Annotated in this window: 20 protein-coding genes; 10 read left to right on the top strand and 10 right to left on the bottom strand. The window is 62.9% G+C overall.

The window, feature by feature from the left end; translation table 11 throughout:
• Positions 1–2: 2 nt before the first annotated feature.
• On the top strand, positions 3–293 hold the full coding sequence (locus KM031_RS01240) for a DUF1330 domain-containing protein (RefSeq protein ID WP_215504178.1): 291 nt from the start codon (positions 3–5) through the stop codon (positions 291–293).
• A gap of 43 nt (positions 294–336) precedes the next feature.
• Here the strand turns inward: KM031_RS01240 and KM031_RS01235 are convergent, their stop codons facing one another.
• On the bottom strand, positions 337–795 hold the full coding sequence (locus KM031_RS01235; RefSeq protein ID WP_215504179.1) for an Lrp/AsnC family transcriptional regulator: 459 nt from the start codon (positions 793–795) through the stop codon (positions 337–339).
• Between the two features lie 171 nt (positions 796–966).
• On the opposite strand from KM031_RS01235, the gene KM031_RS01230 reads away from it, so the two are divergent.
• On the top strand, positions 967–1761 hold the full coding sequence (locus KM031_RS01230) for a class II glutamine amidotransferase (protein ID WP_215504180.1): 795 nt from the start codon (positions 967–969) through the stop codon (positions 1759–1761).
• Positions 1762–1874: 113 nt separating this feature from the next.
• On the opposite strand, the gene typA is transcribed toward KM031_RS01230, so the two are convergent.
• The 7 genes from typA to KM031_RS01195 form a co-directional block, all read right to left on the bottom strand.
• Entirely contained in the window at positions 1875–3692 is a 1818-nt protein-coding gene (gene typA, locus KM031_RS01225; RefSeq protein ID WP_215504181.1) for a translational GTPase TypA, read from the bottom strand.
• Positions 3693–3782: 90 nt separating this feature from the next.
• Positions 3783–4385: a YitT family protein gene (locus KM031_RS01220; protein ID WP_215504182.1), complete on the bottom strand. Its 603-nt coding sequence runs from the start codon at positions 4383–4385 to the stop codon at positions 3783–3785.
• A 39-nt stretch (positions 4386–4424) separates the two neighbouring features.
• Positions 4425–5027, bottom strand: a complete 603-nt coding sequence (locus tag KM031_RS01215; RefSeq protein WP_215504183.1) for a YitT family protein — start codon at positions 5025–5027, stop codon at positions 4425–4427.
• 180 nt (positions 5028–5207) lie between these two features.
• On the bottom strand, positions 5208–6422 hold the full coding sequence (locus KM031_RS01210; protein WP_215504184.1) for an NADP-dependent isocitrate dehydrogenase: 1215 nt from the start codon (positions 6420–6422) through the stop codon (positions 5208–5210).
• A gap of 129 nt (positions 6423–6551) precedes the next feature.
• The gene (locus tag KM031_RS01205) at positions 6552–7157 is read right to left on the bottom strand and encodes an HD domain-containing protein (protein WP_215504185.1); all 606 of its coding nucleotides are present in this window, start codon (positions 7155–7157) and stop codon (positions 6552–6554) included.
• Positions 7144–7377: a hypothetical protein gene (locus KM031_RS01200; protein WP_215504186.1), complete on the bottom strand. Its 234-nt coding sequence runs from the start codon at positions 7375–7377 to the stop codon at positions 7144–7146. Before KM031_RS01200 ends, KM031_RS01205 begins: the two co-directional genes overlap by 14 nt.
• A 1-nt stretch (position 7378) precedes the next feature.
• Complete coding sequence (locus tag KM031_RS01195) at positions 7379–8038, bottom strand: alpha/beta hydrolase (protein ID WP_215504187.1); 660 nt, start codon at positions 8036–8038, stop codon at positions 7379–7381.
• Between the two features lie 154 nt (positions 8039–8192).
• Between KM031_RS01195 and iscR the strand changes: the two genes are divergently transcribed.
• Genes iscR through KM031_RS01180 form a run of 3 tightly spaced genes read left to right on the top strand, consistent with a single transcriptional unit; the run spans position 8193 to position 11071 of the window.
• Complete coding sequence (iscR, locus tag KM031_RS01190; protein ID WP_215504188.1) at positions 8193–8654, top strand: Fe-S cluster assembly transcriptional regulator IscR; 462 nt, start codon at positions 8193–8195, stop codon at positions 8652–8654.
• Positions 8655–8693: 39 nt separating this feature from the next.
• Complete coding sequence (cimA, locus tag KM031_RS01185; RefSeq protein ID WP_215504189.1) at positions 8694–10319, top strand: citramalate synthase; 1626 nt, start codon at positions 8694–8696, stop codon at positions 10317–10319.
• On the top strand, positions 10316–11071 hold the full coding sequence (locus tag KM031_RS01180; RefSeq protein WP_215504190.1) for a phytoene/squalene synthase family protein: 756 nt from the start codon (positions 10316–10318) through the stop codon (positions 11069–11071). The genes cimA and KM031_RS01180 overlap by 4 nt, the downstream gene beginning before the upstream one ends.
• A 10-nt stretch (positions 11072–11081) precedes the next feature.
• Here the strand turns inward: KM031_RS01180 and KM031_RS01175 are convergent, their stop codons facing one another.
• Positions 11082–11744: an alpha/beta hydrolase gene (locus KM031_RS01175; RefSeq protein WP_215504191.1), complete on the bottom strand. Its 663-nt coding sequence runs from the start codon at positions 11742–11744 to the stop codon at positions 11082–11084.
• Positions 11741–12370: a DNA-3-methyladenine glycosylase family protein gene (locus tag KM031_RS01170; RefSeq protein ID WP_215504192.1), complete on the bottom strand. Its 630-nt coding sequence runs from the start codon at positions 12368–12370 to the stop codon at positions 11741–11743. The genes KM031_RS01175 and KM031_RS01170 overlap by 4 nt, the downstream gene beginning before the upstream one ends.
• A 79-nt stretch (positions 12371–12449) precedes the next feature.
• Here KM031_RS01170 and KM031_RS01165 point away from each other — a divergent pair, with 79 nt between their 5' ends.
• From KM031_RS01165 to pgl, 5 genes are all read left to right on the top strand, one after another.
• The gene (locus KM031_RS01165) at positions 12450–13682 is read left to right on the top strand and encodes an MFS transporter (protein ID WP_215504193.1); all 1233 of its coding nucleotides are present in this window, start codon (positions 12450–12452) and stop codon (positions 13680–13682) included.
• A gap of 180 nt (positions 13683–13862) precedes the next feature.
• Positions 13863–14447 carry an HNH endonuclease gene (locus KM031_RS01160; RefSeq protein ID WP_215504194.1) on the top strand — a complete coding sequence of 195 codons (585 nt, stop codon included), beginning with the start codon at positions 13863–13865 and terminating at the stop codon, positions 14445–14447.
• Between the two features lie 139 nt (positions 14448–14586).
• Complete coding sequence (locus KM031_RS01155) at positions 14587–15285, top strand: MgtC/SapB family protein (protein ID WP_215504195.1); 699 nt, start codon at positions 14587–14589, stop codon at positions 15283–15285.
• 135 nt (positions 15286–15420) lie between these two features.
• Positions 15421–16875, top strand: coding sequence for a glucose-6-phosphate dehydrogenase (gene zwf, locus KM031_RS01150; RefSeq protein ID WP_215504196.1), 1455 nt, complete (start codon positions 15421–15423; stop codon positions 16873–16875).
• Entirely contained in the window at positions 16872–17543 is a 672-nt protein-coding gene (pgl, locus tag KM031_RS01145; protein ID WP_215504197.1) for a 6-phosphogluconolactonase, read from the top strand. Before zwf ends, pgl begins: the two co-directional genes overlap by 4 nt.
• The last annotated feature ends 12 nt before the right edge of the window (positions 17544–17555 follow it).

Raw genomic sequence — 17555 nt, 5'->3', positions numbered from 1 at the left:
ACATGCCAACAGCACTCTGGATCGCCCATGTGCAGGTGACCGACGCCGAGGCCTATGGCAAATATGCGCAGGCCGCCGGCCCGGCGATTGCCGCCCATGGCGGCGCGTTCCTCGCCCGCGGCGGGCGTTATGTGCAACTCGAGGGCAATGACCGCCCCCGCAACGTCGTGGCCCGCTTCCCCTCGCTGGAGGCGGCTGTGGCCTGCTACCACAGCCCCGAATATCAGGCGGCACTTTCTCATGCGAAGGGCGCGAGCATTCGTGACCTCTGCGTGGTCGAAGAGGCGGACTAAGCCCGCGTCCCTGCCTTCCCAAAGGGCCGGGTCCGGCCCTTTGTCACAGTGGCAGCGCGGTGGTTTCCTTCAACTCTTCCATCACGAAACTGGCCGATACATCGTGCAGATCGACCCGCGCTACCAAAGCGCGATAGAGCCTGTCATAGGCCCGGACATCTGCCACCCGTGCGCGCACCAGATAATCCAGATCACCGGTCATGCGGTAGGCCCCCAGAATTTCCGGCATGTCGCGGGTGGCTTCGGCAAAAGTATCCAGCCAATCCGCCGTGTGTCGGTCCGTGCGGATCATCATGAACACCGTCAGGCCCAGCCCCAACAACTCCGGGTCCAGCAGGGCAACCCGGCCCCGGATCACGCCCGTCTCTTCCAGCACCTTCACCCGCCGCCACACCGCATTGCGCGACAGGCCAACCTCTTCGCCCAGCTCCTCCAGCGACAGCCCGGCGGTGCGTTGCAGGATGGTCAGGATACGACGGTCCAGATGGTCAAGTTTCTGCATATCCGTCAGTATGGCGGGAGTTTCTCCACCAATCCAGCAAAAATACCCATGGAATTTGGGCTGCATTTTCGTGCCGTATCGCTTAAACTGCACAAAACAGAAACGTGAGGGCAGGGTATGTGTGTCGGCAGGTGTGAAACAGCAGCCATCGGCTGCGGTCGGGGGTGCTGAATGTGCCGCTGGGCCGCCTATATCGGAGCGCCGATCTTTCTCGAAGACATCGTGAGCCGCCCCGGCCATTCGCTGATCCATCAGAGCCATTGCGCGACCGAGTGTAAAACCGCGATCAATGCCGATGGCTTTGGCATCGCCTGGTATGGCGACAAACCCGAACCGGGGCTTTACCGCGATGTGATGCCCGCCTGGTCGGATCCCAATCTGCGTAGCCTGGTGGCGACGGTGCGGTCGGGCCTGTTTCTGGCCCATGTGCGCGCCTCCACCGGCACCGCCACCAGCCGCAACAACTGCCATCCCTTCACCCATGGTCGCTGGAGCTTCATGCACAACGGGCAGGTCGGCGGCTATGACCAGTTCCGCCGCGATGCCGATATGCTGATCCCCGACTCGCTTTATCCGCAGCGCAAGGGCGCGACCGACAGCGAGGCGCTGTTTCTGGTGGCCCTGGCCGATGGGCTGGACCATGATCCGCGCGGCGCGATGGAACGCGCTGCGGCACGGTTCATCACCCTGGCCCGACAGAAAGGCAGCGCCCCGCATCTGCGCCTTGCGGTGGCGATGTCGGATGGCACCCGGCTCTATGCGATGCGCTATGCCACCGATGATTTCGCCCCGACACTCTATCACCGCTGGTCCGAAAATCGCGGTGGCCGCGCCGTGGTCTCCGAACCGCTGGAAACCGACGAACCCGGCTGGCAGGCGCTGCCAACCGGCAGTTTCTGCACTTTTGACGGCGCACAGGTCACGGTAGAGCCGTTCCAACCCTGTCGCCTCGCCATGGCCGCCTGACGACACCCTCAGATCAAAAGCAAAAGGCCGGGCAGTGCACCCGGCCTTTGTCATTCATCTTGGCGGAAATATCCGCAGGGGTGCGGGGGGCGCGCCCCCCGTTGCGGTCCGTGTCACTCCGACCGGCTGGCGCGTTTGCGCTCATGCGGGTCCAGATGCCGCTTGCGCATGCGGATGGTTTTCGGGGTCACCTCGACCAGCTCATCATCTTCGATATAAGCGATGGATTCTTCCAGGCTCATGCGCACCGGGGTCGTCAGGCGCACGGCCTCATCCGTGCCCGAGGCACGCACGTTGGTCAGCTGCTTGCCGCGGATCGGGTTGATTTCCAGATCGTTGTCGCGGTTGTGCTCGCCCAGGATCATGCCCTGATACACGGCTTCCTGCGCGCCGATGAAGAAGCGGCCGCGATCTTCCAGTTTCCACAGCGCGTAAGACACCGAAACGCCATTCTCCATCGAGATCAGCACGCCCTGGCGCCGCCCCTGGATCGGGCCCTTGTGCGGCACCCAGCCGTGGAAGATGCGGTTCAGCACACCGGTGCCGCGCGTATCGGTCATGAACTGGCCGTGATAGCCGATCAGCCCGCGCGAGGGCACATGCGCCACGATGCGGGTCTTGCCGACGCCTGCCGGTTTCATCTCGACCAGATCGCCCTTGCGCTCGCCGGTCAGCTTGTCGATCACCGTGCCCGAATATTCATCATCCACATCGACGATGACTTCTTCGATCGGCTCCATGCGGACGCCGCCTTCTTCCTTGAAGATCACGCGCGGGCGCGAGATCGACAGTTCGAACCCTTCGCGGCGCATGTTCTCGATCAGAACGCCCATCTGCAATTCGCCCCGGCCCGAAACCTCGAAGGCCTCGCCGCCTGCGGTATCGGCCACGCGGATCGCGACGTTGACTTCGCATTCCTTCATCAGACGGTCGCGGATGACGCGGCTTTGCACCTTGCTGCCATCACGGCCCGCCAGCGGGCTGTCATTGATACCGAAGGTGACGGTGATGGTCGGCGGGTCAATCGGCTGGGCGGGCAGCGCGGTTTCCACCGACAGATCACACAGCGTATCGGCCACGGTGGCTTTGGTCATGCCGGCCAGCGTGACGATATCCCCGGCTTGGGCTTCTTCGATCGGGGTCTGGCTCAGACCACGGAAGGCCAGGATCTTGGTGACGCGGAACTGTTCCAGACGTTCGCCGGTGCGCGACAGCGCCTTCAGGGTGGCCCCCACCTTGATCGTGCCCGCCTCGACGCGGCCAGTCAGGATGCGGCCGATGAACGGGTCAGCCGACAGCGTGGTCGCCAGCATCTGGAACGGTTCTGCGGCGCGGGCTACCTGTGCCGGGGCAGGCACATGGCGCACGACCAGATCGAACAGCGCGTTCAGATCCTTGCGCGGCCCGTCCAGCGACTCGTCTGCCCAGCCCGCCCTGCCCGAGGCGTAAAGATGCGGGAAATCGAGCTGTTCATCCGAGGCACCAAGGTTGGCGAACAGATCGAACACTTCGTTCAGCGCGCGGTCGGGTTCGGCATCCGGCTTGTCGACCTTGTTCAGCACCACGATCGGGCGCAGACCCAGCGCCAGTGCCTTGGAGGTCACGAATTTGGTTTGCGGCATCGGGCCTTCGGCGGCATCCACCAGCAGCACAACCCCGTCGACCATGCTGAGGATCCGCTCCACCTCGCCGCCGAAATCGGCGTGGCCGGGGGTGTCCACGATATTGATGCGCATCCCGTTGTGCTCAACGCTCGTGCATTTGGCCAGAATGGTGATGCCGCGCTCGCGTTCGATGTCATTGCTGTCCATCGCGCGTTCGCTGACGGACTGGTTTTCACGGAACGAACCGGATTGTTTCAGCAACTCATCCACAAGGGTGGTCTTGCCGTGGTCAACGTGCGCGATGATCGCGATGTTGCGAAGCTCCATCGGGAGGGTCTCTTTCAGATCATTAGGGTTGGCGCGGCCTTACAGGAGGCAGCGCGGAAAGGCCAGTGAAACCTATGCGTCACAGGTGATTCAGGTGGCGACGTAGCGGTCACGGCGATGATTGATGGCGATCACGAGGTTCACCACCACAGCGCCAAGGAAGCTGATGGCGACGGTTTGCACATCCCGCAGGCTCAGCGCAACGGCAAACAGCACCGCATCAAAGCCGAGTTGCACCCAGCCTGCCCGGATGCCGAAGCGGTCCTGCACCATCAGCGCGACAATGCCCACACCGCCAAGGCTCGCCCCATGGCGGAACAGGGCCAGCAGGGCAGCTCCCGACAGAAACCCGAACAGCACCGCGCCAAAGACCGGGTTCAAGGCGGCAAAGCTGACCCAGCCGGGCATCACCATCGTCAGTCCCGACAGGGCGGCGACGGCGGCAAAGGTTTTCAGGGTGAACATGCCGCCGATGCGCAGCCAGCCGATCAGATAGAAGGGAATGTTCACCACAAAGAACACCGGCCCGAAGGCCCAGCCGGTGGCGTAAGAGATCAGCACCGCCAGCCCGGCGGTCTGGCCGGTCACAAGCCCCAGATGGGTCAGGATCACGATGCCGAAGGCCGCCATGGTGGCCCCGAAGGCAAGGCCCTGTGCGTCTTCGATCAGGCTGTGGCGGTGTGTCTCGGTCATACCGTGGCCCTAGCGTTGCGGCGGGCGGAAATCCAGTGCCTAGGCGACGACATAACGGTCCCGGCGGTGATTGATGGCCAGAAACAGGGCAAAAACCGCCGCACCTAGGAAACTATAGGCAAGCAGTTCCGGGTCCATGCCCCAGGCCGCCACGGCAAACAGCGCCACGTCAAAGATCAGCTGCGCATAGCCGGCCTGAAATCCGGTGCGGTCCTGGATCATCAGCCAGACAATCGAAATGCCGCCAAAGCTGCCGCCGTGGCGCACCACCGCCAGACCGGCAATGCCGAACAGCAGGCCGAACAGACAGGCCGCCACTGCAGGTTCGATCCGGCCCAGCCCCACCCAATGCGGCAAGATCGCCGTCAGGCCCGACAGCAGCGCCGTGGTCAGCAGGGTTTTCACCGCAAAGCGCGCGCCAAGGCGACGATAGCCCAGCAGCAGAAACGGGAGGCTCAGCCCGAAATAAGCAACCGGAAAGGGCAGGCCGGTATAATTCACCAGCAGAACCGCCAGCCCGACGGTTTGCCCGGTCATGAACCCCATGTGGTTCAGGATGTGAATGCCAAGCGCGGCCATAACCACACCGAACAGGATGCCTTGAATATCTTCGATCAGGGAGTGGTGGGCGGGATCTGTCATGGCGGTGCTCCGGTGGATGTGCATCCATACTGCGGTGCGGCATTTGGGTCAATTATTATGACCTAAAACCCCATGCAGGCCGTGCATAGCCGACCCGCGAAAATGCAAGGGTCAGGCCCATAAATGCAGAAAGGGCTGGCCACAGCGCGGCCAGCCCTTCCAGAGATCTGCCAGACAGGATCAGCCGACCAGCGCCTTGTTGAGGTATTCGTCGACCTTTTCCAGATAACCCATCGTGGTCAGCCACTTCTGATCGGGGCCAACCAGCAGCGCCAGATCCTTGGTCATCCAGCCGTCTTCGACCGCATCCACCGTCACTTTTTCCAGCGTGGTGGCAAAGCGCATCAGCTGGTCGTTGTTGTCCAGCTTGGCGCGATGCTTGAGGCCGCCGGTCCAGGCAAAGATCGACGCGACCGAGTTGGTCGAGGTTTCCTTGCCGGCCTGATGCTGGCGGTAGTGGCGCGTCACCGTGCCATGCGCCGCTTCGGCTTCGACCGTCTTGCCATCGGGCGTCATCAGCACCGAGGTCATCAGACCCAGCGAGCCGAAGCCCTGTGCCACGGTGTCCGACTGCACGTCGCCGTCATAGTTCTTGCAGGCCCACACATAGCCGCCCGACCATTTCATTGCCGAAGCCACCATGTCGTCGATCAGGCGGTGTTCGTAATGGATGCCAGCCGCCTTGAACTTGTCTTCGAATTCTTCGGCATAGACCTTGGCGAACAGATCCTTGAAGCGCCCATCATAGGCCTTCAGGATGGTGTTCTTGGTCGACAGATAGACCGGCCAGCCTTTCAGCAGACCATAGTTCATCGACGAGCGGGCAAAGTCGATGATGCTGTCATCAAGGTTGTACATGCCCATGTAGACGCCCGAGGACGGGGCCGAATAGACATCCTTCTCGATCACGGTGCCATCGTCGCCGACGAATTTCATCGTCAGCTTGCCCGCGCCGGGGAAGCGGAAGTCGGTGGCACGATACTGGTCGCCAAAGGCATGACGGCCAACGACGATCGGCTGGGTCCAGCCCGGAACCAGACGCGGCACGTTCTTGCAGATGATCGGCTCGCGGAAGATCACGCCGCCAAGGATGTTGCGGATGGTGCCGTTGGGCGATTTCCACATCTGTTTCAGGCCGAATTCCTCGACCCGCTGTTCATCCGGGGTGATGGTCGCGCATTTCACGCCCACGCCGTATTTCTTGATCGCTTCTGCCGAATCAATGGTGATCTGGTCATTGGTGCGATCACGTTCCTCGATGCCGAGGTCGTAATATTTCAGATCAATATCCAGATAGGGCAGGATCAGTTTCTGTTTGATGAAGTCCCAGATGATCCGGGTCATCTCGTCGCCGTCAAGCTCGACGACGGGGTTTTCCACCTTGATCTTGGTCATGTCCGTCCCTTTATGGTTGGAAGATTCGGTTGATGCTGCATAGCGGAAAAACAGGGGCTTGGGAAGCCCGGTATGCAATTGCATACCAAAATCCGCCGATCCTGTGCCGGAGTGTGGCGGCCCCGGGCCTCAGCCAAAATAGGCCTGTGTCTTGCCGCGCACCCAAGCCCAAAGCGCCGGGGCCCCCCGCGCGACCTTGACACCGACGCGCGAGTCGAGCTGCTCTGCGGTGACGTTATAAGTGGTCCAGGTGCCGCCGCCCGACATCAGGTTGGCCATCACAGGCTGCACCCTGTCCAGGCTCTTGGCAAAGACGGCATCCGGGGTTTCTGCCGCCTCGAATTCCTCCCACAGGGCGCGAAGGTCATCGCGCAAGTCATTGGGAAGCAGTCCGAAAATACGGTCAGCAGCCTTGGATTCCGCCGCCTGCGTTTCGGCCGATCCATGCGCCGCGCCATTGGCCGAATGGATCGGCACATCGCCCACGTCGATTTCCACCAGATCGTGCAGCAGCAACATGCGGATCACCCGGTCGATCTGCACGCCGGGCCGGGCCTGATCGGCCAGCACCAGCGCATAAAGCGCCAGATGCCAGCTGTGTTCGCCCGAGTTTTCCACCCGCGAGCCATCGACCAGCGTGGTCGCCCGCAGCACCGATTTCAGGCGGTCCGCCTCGTTCAGAAAGGCGAATTGCTGTTCCAGACGGTGGGTCTGCGCCGCCTCAGACACCCGCATCGCCCTTGCGATGGGCCGCGAGCTTCTTCGCCAGAAAATCGCGCCCGCGCTGTTCGGCCAGCCGCACGCGGATGGCCGTCATGAAGCCCTCTTCCATCGAGGGCGACATGGAGCCGAGCATCTTGGCCACTTCCATATAGAAGCGGTCATTGCCCATTTCGTCCATCGCCGCGATCACATCGCGGGCCAGAGCGTCGGACAGATCCTCGGTGACGCCCATATCAGCGCGATGCCTCGCCCAGACGGCGCTTCACATAGGTCGACACGGTGTCGATCATCGGCTTCATATGCGCCTCGTCATCCTTGAAGAAGTGGTCAGCCCCTTCCACCACGTTGTGGGTGACGGTGATGCCCTTCTGTTCGTGCAGCTTGTTCACCAGGCTCACGGTATCCTTGGGGGCGGCCACGCGGTCGGCCGAGCCGTTGATGATCAGGCCCGAGGACGGGCAGGGTGCGAGGAAGCTGAAATCATACATGTTCGCCGGCGGCGAAACCGAGATGAAGCCGGTGATCTCGGGCCGCCGCATCAGCAGCTGCATCCCGATCCAGGCGCCAAAGCTGAAGCCCGCCACCCAGCAATGTTTGCTGTTCTGGTTCATGGATTGCAGGTAATCCAGCGCGGTTGCCGCATCCGACAGCTCGCCAATGCCCTGATCATATTCGCCCTGGCTGCGCCCCACGCCGCGGAAGTTGAAGCGCAGCACGGTAAAGCCCAGATTGTAGAAGGCGTAATGCAGGTTATAGACCACCTTGTTGTTCATCGTGCCGCCGAATTGCGGGTGCGGATGCAGCACGATGGCAATCGGCGCGTCGCGGTCCTTTTGCGGGTGGTAACGGCCTTCAAGGCGGCCTTCGGGGCCGGCAAAGATCACTTCGGGCATTGTATCGCCTTTTTCTTGCACATCGCCCGCGATGATTGCGCAACCGGGGCGGATAAATTAAGTCCCGTCAGGCAAGCCTTTGGGGGTTGACGTGAGTTAAGCGCGCGCAAGCGGCACGTCAATGGATTTGGGGGCATTGAGTGGAGGCGGCGCTATGAAACTCTCGACAAAAGGCCGGTATGCGATGGTGGCATTGGCCGATCTCGCTTTGGCCAAAACCGATGATCTCGTTTCCCTAGCCGAAATTTCCAAGCGGCAGGACATTTCCTTGCCCTATCTGGAGCAGCTTTTTGTCAAATTGCGCCGGGCCGGGCTGGTCGAGGCGGTGCGCGGCCCCGGCGGCGGCTACCGGCTTGCCAAGCCGCCTGCCGAGATTCGCGTCTCGGAAATCATGGAAGCGGTCGAAGAGACGGTGAACGCCATGCACACCGGGGCCGGGGCCAGCGGTGGCGTGTCGGGCAGCCGCGCGCAATCGCTGACCAACCGGCTGTGGGAGGGGCTGTCGGCGCATGTCTATGTGTTCCTGCACCAGACCCGCCTGTCGGATGTGATCCGCAACGAAATGCGCCCATGCCCCGCAGTGCCTGCCATTTTCCGCGTTGTCGACGAAGACTGATCCGACCAGACCGAACGCCTGAACCGAAAGTATGCCAGCATGAGCCGCGAGCGCCTGTATCTGTTTGACACCACCCTGCGCGATGGCCAGCAAACGCAGGGGGTGCAGTTTTCCACCGCCGAAAAACGCCAGATCGCGCTGGCGCTGGATGCTTTGGGGATCGACTATATCGAAGGCGGCTGGCCGGGAGCGAACCCGACCGATTCCGAGTTTTTCGTGCAGGCCCCGCAGACCCGCGCCACACTCACGGCCTTTGGCATGACCAAACGCGCGGGCCGTTCGGCGGAAAATGACGACGTGCTGGCGGCGGTGCTGGATCCGGGCACGCCTGCGGTCTGTCTGGTTGGCAAGACGCATGAGTTTCATGTCACCACCGCGCTTGGCATCACGCTGGACGAAAACCTTGAAAACATCCGCGCCAGCATTGCGCATGTCGTGGCCAGGGGCCGCGAGGCGATGCTGGATGCCGAACATTTCTTTGACGGCTACCGCGCCAACCCTGATTACGCGCTGCGCTGCCTGCATGCGGCGCTGGCGGCTGGGGCGCGTTGGGTGGTGCTCTGCGATACCAATGGCGGCACGCTGCCCTCGGAAGTGGGGCGGATCACTGCCGAAGTGATTGCGGCGGGCATTCCCGGTGCGCATCTGGGCATCCATTGCCATGATGATACCGGCAATGCCGTGGCCAATTCCCTGGCCGCCGTGCAGGCCGGGGCGCGGCAGGTGCAGGGCACGCTGAACGGCCTTGGCGAACGTTGTGGCAATGCCAATCTGGTGACGCTGATCCCGACGCTGCTGCTGAAACCGCCCTTTGCCGACACGCTGGAGATCGGCGTAACGCGCGAGGCGCTGCAAGGCTTGCTGAAAACCTCGCGCATGCTGGATGACATTCTCAACCGGGTGCCGCAGCGCGCCGCGCCCTATATCGGCGCCTCGGCCTTTGCGCATAAGGCCGGGCTGCATGCCTCGGCCATTCTGAAAGACCCCAGCACCTACGAACATATTGACCCGGCGCTGGTCGGCAATGAGCGCATCATCCCGATGAGCAATCAGGCCGGGCAATCCAACCTGCGCGCGCGTCTGGCGGCGGCGGGCATTGCGGTAGCGCCCGGTGATGCGCGGCTGGCGCTGATCCTCGATGCGATCAAGCAGCGCGAGGATGAGGGCTATGCCTATGACGGCGCGCAGGCCTCGTTCGAGTTGCTGGCCCGGCGCGAGCTGGGCCTGTGCCCCGAGTTTTTCGAGGTGAAACGCTACCGCGTCACGGTGGAGCGGCGCAAAAACAAGTATAACCGCATGATTTCGCTGTCCGAGGCGGTGGTGGTGGTCAAGATCGGCAGCGAAAAGATGCTGTCGGTGTCGGAAAGCATGGATGAAGAAGGCACCGATCGCGGCCCGGTCAATGCGCTGTCCAAGGCGCTGGCCAAGGATCTCGGCCCCTATCAGGCCTGTATCGACGATCTGAAACTGGTCGATTTCAAGGTGCGCATCACGCAGGGCGGCACCGAGGCCGTAACGCGCGTCATCATCGACAGCGAGGATGGGCAGGGCCGCCGCTGGTCCACCGTCGGGGTGTCGCCCAATATCGTTGACGCGAGTTTCGAGGCGCTGCTGGATGCGATCCAGTGGAAGCTGATCCGCGATCAGGTGGTGCCCGCAGCATGAGCGACGCTTGCGCCGCCATCGTCGAACGCGCCGACCCGGAACGCTTTGCCGCCACCATGGCCGCAGCACCCGAGGATCGGGCGGCGCTGTTCACGCTTTATGCGTTCAACATCGAGATCGCCCGCGCGCCCTGGGCCAGCAAGGAGCCGATGATCGCCGAGATGCGGCTGCAATGGTGGCGCGATGCGGTGGAGGCAGAGGCTTCTGGCCCCGGCTCGCAGCATGAGGTGATGTCGCCGATGGGGCGGCTGATCCGCACAAAGGCACTGCCGCTGGCCGCGCTGGATGCGATGATCGCGGCCCGTCGCTGGGATATCTACTCCGATGCCCATGCCGATGCGGCGGCCTTGACCAGGTATCTTGAGGATACGGGCGGCACTCTGATGTGGCTGTCATGCAAGGCGCTCGGCGCGACGGATGAAACGGAAAAATATGCGAAGTCTGTAGGTTACGCCGCGTCTCTTGCAAATTACCTGAGGGCGGTTCCGCAACTGGAAGAACTGGGCCGGGTGCCTTTGGTCGATGGTCGCCCTGCGGAAGTGGCCGCCTTGGCACGCGATGGGCTGGCGCGACTTGATATGGCCCGAAAGGCAAGGCTGCCCCGCTCGGCGCTGATGGCCGCGCATCTGACGCGCCCGCTGTTGCGGCTTGCGGCGTCCGAACCGAACCGCGTGGCGCAGGGCGCGCTGGTGGTGCCCGAATTCACCCGCCGCCGCCGCCTGTTGTGGCAGGCGGTGACGGGCCGGTTCTGATCCGCCGCGCTTACTTCGGCAGTTTGTCGTGAAGGAAGGACAGCGCCACCTGCAAACCGTCGGGCGCGATGCCATGGCCGGTGCCCTGCATCACATGGCCATAGGTTTCAAACCCCGCCGCCACCAGCGCATTGCCGGCGCGGCTCATATCCTCGAACGGCACGACCTGATCGGCATCGCCATGGATCACCATGACCGGCGGTTTCACCTGAGCCTCTGCCGCCAGAAGTTCGGGCTTCAGCAGCCGCCCGGAAAACGCAACCACCCCGGCCATGGCCGCATTACGGCGGGGCGCGATGTGCAAGCTCATCATCGAGCCTTGCGAAAATCCAACCAAAGCAAGCGCTTCCGGCCCGAGGTTCTCTTCCGCCAGCTTGGCATCCAGAAAGGCATTCAGATCCTCGGCCGCGCGGGCAAGGCCCTGATCCGCGGCCTCTTGCGACGATCCGTCCAGCCAGGGGATCGGAAACCACTGAAAGCCAAATCCGCCGCCGGCACAGCGCTCCGGCGCATTGGGGCTGTAGAACACCGTGTTCGGCAGGTGCTGCGCCAAAGGATCGGCCAAGCCCAGCAGATCGGCGCCATCCGCGCCATAGCCATGCACGAAGACCACCATGCTGTGCACCTTGCCCGAGGCAGAGGCCCGCCGTTCCGATTGCAATACCCGCGTCATCTGATCCCCTCGCGTTCTTTGGCCACCCGGTAGTAGGCCCATAACAGCCGGGCTGCAACTGCGCGCCACGGGCTCCAGTCTTCGGCCATCTGCCGCATTTGCCGTTCCTTGGGCCGTTCGGGCAGATCAAACAGCAGGCGCGCCCCCTCTTGCAAGGCCAGATCATTGGCGGCGAAGACATCGGCGCGGCCCAGGCTGAACATGACGTAAATCTCGGCGGTCCAGCGGCCTATGCCAGATATTTCAGTTAGTTGCGCGATGATCTTCTCATCCGGCAACTGCCGCAGCGCGTCATAATCCACACCGGCCTGCGCCAATGCCTGCGCGTAGCGGATCTTCTGGCGCGACAGGCCACAGGCGCGCAGCGCCTCGTCGCCCGCAGCGGCCACCTGCGCCGGATCGACCATGCCCGCCGCCGAAAGTCTGGCCCAGATCGCATTGGCCGAGGCGACCGAGACCTGCTGGCTGATGATCGCGCTCAGCAATTCTGCAAAACCTTCGGGTCTGCGGCGTAGCGGCAATTCCCCTGTCAGTTCCAAGACTTGCGCGAATCTGTTATCACGGCGCGCAAGCCAGTCCGCGCCCTCTGCCACACAGTCTGGCCCAATGATGATACGTCCGACCATGATGCCTCCGCCACTCTGCCGCAGGCTAGGACGGGAAATCGCCCTTGCACAAGGCGCAAGCGCAGGCTTACCTCGCGCCATGCGTAACAGTGCCCAGACCCCCGCCCAGATACCCGATGATCGCCTTGCCCGCCGCAATGTCTGGGTGCTGATCGCGGCACAGGCCATTCTGGGCGCGCAGATGCCGATGATCTTCACCATCGCGGGGCTTGCCGGGCAATCGCTGGCCACCAATGCCTGCTGGGCCACGCTGCCGATTTCGCTGACGGTGATCGGCTCGATGCTCTGGGCGCAGCCGCTGTCGGCGGTGATGCAGCGGCATGGCCGCCGGGTGGGCTTTGTGCTGGGCGCGCTGCTCGGGGCAGCAGGGGCCGCGGTGGGGGCTTACGGGCTGAGCATCGGTTCGTTCATGCTGTTCTCGCTGGGGGGCTTGCTGACCGGCGGGTATATGTCGGCGCAGGGTTTCTATCGCTTTGCCGCCGCCGACACCGCGTCCGAGGCCTATCGGCCCAAGGCGATTTCGGGCGTGATGGCTGGCGGGCTTTTGTCTGCCGTGCTGGGGCCGCAGCTGGTGAAGGTGACAGCGCAGGCGATGGTGGTGCCGTTTCTGGGCACCTATCTTGCGGTGATCGCGCTGAACCTCTTGGGCATGTTCCTGTTCGCCGCCTTGCAGATCCCCAAACCCCGGCCCCGGGTGGCGGGCGAGGTGCAGGGCCGCAGCCGGATGGAGCTGATCCGCACCCCGGCGATTGCCGTCGCGGTGATCTGCGCCACGGTGTCTTATGCGCTGATGAATCTGGTGATGACCTCGTCGCCGCTGGCGGTGGTAGGCTGTGGCTTTGAAACCGGCGATGCCGCCAATGTGGTCACGGCGCATGTGCTGGCGATGTATGCGCCATCCTTCTTCACCGGCCATGTGATCGCCCGCTTTGGCGCGCCCAAGGTGATTGCGCTCGGTCTGACCATTCTGGCTGCCGCCGGGGCGGTGGCGATGGCCGGGGTGGAGCTCGAGAATTTCTTCATCGCGCTGGTCTTGCTGGGGGTCGGCTGGAATTTCGGCTTTATCGGCGCCACCACCATGCTGGCCGCGCATCACACGGTGCAAGAGCGTGGCCGGATGCAGGGGCTGAATGATTTCGTGGTTTTTGCCGGCGTGTCACTGGCCTCCTTTGCCTCGGGCGGGCTGATGAACTGTTCCGGCGGGTCGGTGCAGGCGGGCTGGGCGGCGGTCAATATGGCGATGCTGCCCTTCCTGATCCTGGCCGGAGGCGCGCTGATCTGGTTCGCGCTGCAACCTAAGGCGACGCGCTGAGCCTGAAAAACAGGCAGATCTGTCACATCCCCGTCACCTCGCTCTGGCAGAGATCAAACCCGAGAGTATGGGTCTTGTCAGATGCAACCCGCCATATATAGTTTTTCCTGTCGGGGCGGCTCTCCCCGCCTTGGCAGGCCGGTGGCGGTTTGCGAAGCAAAGGCGGAGTTTTCAGGCACTATGGACGGCGATTTCAGAACCACTTTCGTGCGGGAACCCGCAAGTCTCAAACAGTATCCCGCGTTGGTGCTGAATGCGGATTATCGCCCGTTATCCTATTACCCGCTGTCGCTCTGGCCGTGGCAGGAGGCGATCAAGGCCGTCTGCCTGGACCGGGTGCAGATCGTGGCCGAATATGAACAGACGGTGCGCAGCCAGAGGGCAGAGTTCCGCATACCCTCGGTCGTCGTGCTGAAAGATTTCGTCAAACCCCAGAAGCGCGTGGCATTCACGCGCTTCAATCTTTTTCTGAGGGACGAATTCTGCTGCCAGTATTGCGGCAGCAAGGGCGATCTGACCTTCGATCACGTCCTGCCCCGGGCGCGGGGCGGCATCACCAGCTGGGAAAACGTGGTGGCGGCCTGTTCGCCCTGCAATCTGCGCAAGGGCAGCAAGACCCTGAAACAGGCCGGTCTGCGGCTGGCACGGGCACCGCGCCAGCCAAGCGCCGAAGAAATGCAGGCGCATGGCCGCCGCTTCCCGCCGAACCACCTGCATGACAGCTGGCTGGACTATCTTTATTGGGATGCCGAACTGGATGCCTGAGCGACCGGCACCTTGCGCAATTGCGTCGGGCGTCGTCAGCGGGCATGGCACGGCGCTTTTGTCACGAAACTGTCGTAAAACATTTACACTTTTATCGCAGGGGCACTAATCTCGGTCTCTTTGCCAGACGGAGCTTCTGATGATCCTTTCGCTTGATGCCGCTGCCATCAACATGTTCGTGGCGCTGGGGTGTGGGGCGCTGATCGGGTCAGAGCGGCAGGTGCGGCAGCGGATGGCGGGCTTGCGCACCAATGCGCTGGTGGCGCTGGGGGCTGCGGCCTTTGTCACCTTTTCCACGCTTTATCCCAATGAGGTCAGCCCGACCCGGGTTGCCGCCCAGGTCGTCTCAGGGATCGGCTTTCTGGGGGCGGGAATCATCTTCCGCGACGGGTTCAATGTGCATGGGCTGAACACGGCTGCGACGCTGTGGTGTTCGGCGGCGGTGGGGCTGATGGCGGGGGGCGGGTTCTGGCCCTTTGCGCTGGTGCTGACGGCCTGTGTGGTGTTCGTGAACCTTGGTCTGCGCCCCTTGGTCAAGTGGTTGAAGAAAAAGACCAATGCCGGTGTGCCGATCAGCCGCCACTATTCCGTCTGTGTCACCTGCACCTCGGCGCAAGAGGCCGAGGTGAGGGGCTTGATCCTGCGCACATTGGGTCTGGGTGGGCTGCATATCGCACAGATCGAACTGGGTGGTGGCGAGGGCGGCGATACCATTTCGCTGACAGCCACGGTGACGGCCGAAGGGCTGGCCGACCCCATTCTGGAACAGGCCGCCTCGCGTCTGGCTGCCGAGCCGGGGCTGAAACGTGTGGCCTGGCAGGTTCTGGACGAAACCTGATCGCGGGCTGTTTCCCCTTGCCGCATCCAATGCTAGACTTTCTGCTGAACACCGGGTAGAACGCCTTCGTTAGCGCTAACATCGCCAATGCAGGATTGTGGCGGGCGTTGATTGCAGCAGCAGCAAGGAGAGGCCATGGTTTCGCGCGTCATTCCGGTTGAGGTTTTCGATCTGGTCATATTTGGTGCCACCGGCGATCTGGCGAACCGCAAGATCCTGCCGGGGCTTTATCGCAGGTATCTGTCTGGTCAGATCCCGCCGGAGTGCCGCATCATCGGGGCGGCACGCAGCGCCATGGATGTCCCCGAGTTCCGCAATATGGTGCGGGCGGCGATTGCCGAATTCGTCGCCGCAGAAAAGCGCGATGATGCGGTGATCGAGGCTTTCATCAGCCAGATCGACTATGTGGCGATTGATGCCAAGGGCGAGGGCGGCTGGTCCGAGTTGAAGGCGCTGATGCGGCCCGGTGTGGTGCGCGCGTTCTATTTCTCGGTTGCGCCCGCGCTGTTCGGCGATCTGGCCGAACGCCTGCATCTGCATGCCATTGCTGATGCCCAAAGCCGCATTGTGGTTGAAAAGCCGTTCGGGCGTGATCTCGCCTCGGCCCGCGCCTTGAACGAAACGCTGGCGGCGCATTTCTCGGAAGCGCAGATCTACCGGATCGACCACTATCTGGGCAAGGAAACCGTGCAGAACCTGATGGCGGTGCGTTTCGCCAACATCCTGTTCGAGCCGCTGTGGAATGCACAATATGTGGATCATGTGCAGATCACTGTGGCCGAAACCGTGGGTGTCGAAGGCCGCGGGGCCTATTACGACAAATCCGGCGCGATGCGCGATATGGTGCAGAACCATATGATGCAACTGCTGTGCCTGATCGCGATGGAGCCGCCCTATCATTTCGACCCCGACGCGGTTCGGGATGAAAAGCTCAAGGTCATCCGCGCCTTGCAGCCGGTGCCGCCCGAAGACATCGTGCGCGGGCAATATCTGGGTGCCAAGGGCACGCCCGGTTATGTGGCCGACAGCGAAAACCCCGATACCAAGACCGAAAGCTATGTCGCGCTCAAGGTGCAGGTGGCGAACTGGCGCTGGCAGGGCACGCCGTTCTATCTGCGCACCGGCAAGAAACTGCGCGGGCGAGCTTCGGAAATCGCCATCATTTTCAAGGAGCCGCCGCATTCGATCTTTGACGATGCGAAGGGCTGGCATGAAAATGTGCTGGTGATCCGTCTGCAACCGAACGAGGGCATGAACCTGTCGGTGATGATCAAGGAACCGGGGCCGGGTGGGATGCGCCTGACGCAGGTGCCGCTGGACATGAGCTTTGCCGAGGCGCTTGGCGAGGATGGTGCCGATATTCCCGACGCTTACGAGCGGCTGATCATGGATGTGATCCGGGGCAACCAGACCCTGTTCATGCGTGGCGACGAGGTGGAGGCCGCCTGGGCCTGGACCGACCCGATCATCGAAGGCTGGGAGGCCCGCGATGACAAGCCGCGCGGCTATGATGCCGGCTCATCCGGCCCGGAAGATGCGCTGATGCTGATGCACCGCGATGGCCGTCGCTGGCGGGAGATTCGTGAATGACCTTTCTAGAATATCCTGACCGCGAATTGATGATGCTGTCGCTGGCTGACCGCATCGCGGGTGAACTGGCCGATTTCCTGCGCCGCGAGGGGCGCGCCTCGCTCTGTGTGCCGGGGGGCACCACGCCGGGGCCGATCTTAGATACGCTGTCGGGCGTGGATCTCGACTGGGGCAATGTGGCGGTGTTCCTGAACGACGAACGCTGGGTGGCCGAGGACAATCCGCGCTCGAACACCCGGCTGCTGCGCGAACGTCTGCTGCGTGGCAAGGCGCATCTGGCGCGGCTGATCCCGCTTTACGCCCCGGCCGAAACTCCGGAAGACATGCTGGAGGCGCTGGCCGACGGCTTGCGCCCGCATCTGCCGATTTCGGTGCTGCTGCTGGGCATGGGCGCCGATATGCACACCGCAAGCCTGTTTCCCGGTGCCGACCGTCTGGAAGAGGCGCTGAGCGCGCAGGCCCCGTTGCTGCTGCCGATGCGGGCCGAGGCGGCCGGCGAGCCGCGCATCACCTTGACGGCGCCGGTGCTGGCCGGGGCGATGAACATTCATATCCTGATCACCGGCCCGGAAAAACGGGCCGCCATCGAACGCGCTGCCGGTCTGTCTGCACAGGACGCCCCGGTGGCCGCCGTCTTGAAAAACGCAACCGTCCACTGGGCGGAATAAGACAGGGACTCC

This window comes from Gemmobacter fulvus (assembly GCF_018798885.1).
In the GTDB taxonomy this organism is placed as follows: domain Bacteria; phylum Pseudomonadota; class Alphaproteobacteria; order Rhodobacterales; family Rhodobacteraceae; genus Gemmobacter; species Gemmobacter fulvus.
The sequence above is the reverse complement of the archived record's forward strand: the minus strand, read 5'-3'. Positions and strand labels throughout refer to the sequence as shown.

Excerpts from the sequence above, each read along its gene's own strand:
- KM031_RS01240 (WP_215504178.1), top strand. The coding sequence starts at position 3 with ATGCCAACAGCACTCTGGATCGCCCATGTGCAGGTGACCGACGCCGAG.
- KM031_RS01235 (WP_215504179.1), bottom strand. The coding sequence starts at position 795 with ATGCAGAAACTTGACCATCTGGACCGTCGTATCCTGACCATCCTGCAA.
- KM031_RS01230 (WP_215504180.1), top strand. The coding sequence starts at position 967 with ATGTGCCGCTGGGCCGCCTATATCGGAGCGCCGATCTTTCTCGAAGAC.
- typA (WP_215504181.1), bottom strand. The coding sequence starts at position 3,692 with ATGGAGCTTCGCAACATCGCGATCATCGCGCACGTTGACCACGGCAAG.
- KM031_RS01220 (WP_215504182.1), bottom strand. The coding sequence starts at position 4,385 with ATGACCGAGACACACCGCCACAGCCTGATCGAAGACGCACAGGGCCTT.
- KM031_RS01215 (WP_215504183.1), bottom strand. The coding sequence starts at position 5,027 with ATGACAGATCCCGCCCACCACTCCCTGATCGAAGATATTCAAGGCATC.
- KM031_RS01210 (WP_215504184.1), bottom strand. The coding sequence starts at position 6,422 with ATGACCAAGATCAAGGTGGAAAACCCCGTCGTCGAGCTTGACGGCGAC.
- KM031_RS01205 (WP_215504185.1), bottom strand. The coding sequence starts at position 7,157 with ATGCGGGTGTCTGAGGCGGCGCAGACCCACCGTCTGGAACAGCAATTC.
- KM031_RS01200 (WP_215504186.1), bottom strand. The coding sequence starts at position 7,377 with ATGGGCGTCACCGAGGATCTGTCCGACGCTCTGGCCCGCGATGTGATC.
- KM031_RS01195 (WP_215504187.1), bottom strand. The coding sequence starts at position 8,038 with ATGCCCGAAGTGATCTTTGCCGGCCCCGAAGGCCGCCTTGAAGGCCGT.
- iscR (WP_215504188.1), top strand. The coding sequence starts at position 8,193 with ATGAAACTCTCGACAAAAGGCCGGTATGCGATGGTGGCATTGGCCGAT.
- cimA (WP_215504189.1), top strand. The coding sequence starts at position 8,694 with ATGAGCCGCGAGCGCCTGTATCTGTTTGACACCACCCTGCGCGATGGC.
- KM031_RS01180 (WP_215504190.1), top strand. The coding sequence starts at position 10,316 with ATGAGCGACGCTTGCGCCGCCATCGTCGAACGCGCCGACCCGGAACGC.
- KM031_RS01175 (WP_215504191.1), bottom strand. The coding sequence starts at position 11,744 with ATGACGCGGGTATTGCAATCGGAACGGCGGGCCTCTGCCTCGGGCAAG.
- KM031_RS01170 (WP_215504192.1), bottom strand. The coding sequence starts at position 12,370 with ATGGTCGGACGTATCATCATTGGGCCAGACTGTGTGGCAGAGGGCGCG.
- KM031_RS01165 (WP_215504193.1), top strand. The coding sequence starts at position 12,450 with ATGCGTAACAGTGCCCAGACCCCCGCCCAGATACCCGATGATCGCCTT.
- KM031_RS01160 (WP_215504194.1), top strand. The coding sequence starts at position 13,863 with ATGGACGGCGATTTCAGAACCACTTTCGTGCGGGAACCCGCAAGTCTC.
- KM031_RS01155 (WP_215504195.1), top strand. The coding sequence starts at position 14,587 with ATGATCCTTTCGCTTGATGCCGCTGCCATCAACATGTTCGTGGCGCTG.
- zwf (WP_215504196.1), top strand. The coding sequence starts at position 15,421 with ATGGTTTCGCGCGTCATTCCGGTTGAGGTTTTCGATCTGGTCATATTT.
- pgl (WP_215504197.1), top strand. The coding sequence starts at position 16,872 with ATGACCTTTCTAGAATATCCTGACCGCGAATTGATGATGCTGTCGCTG.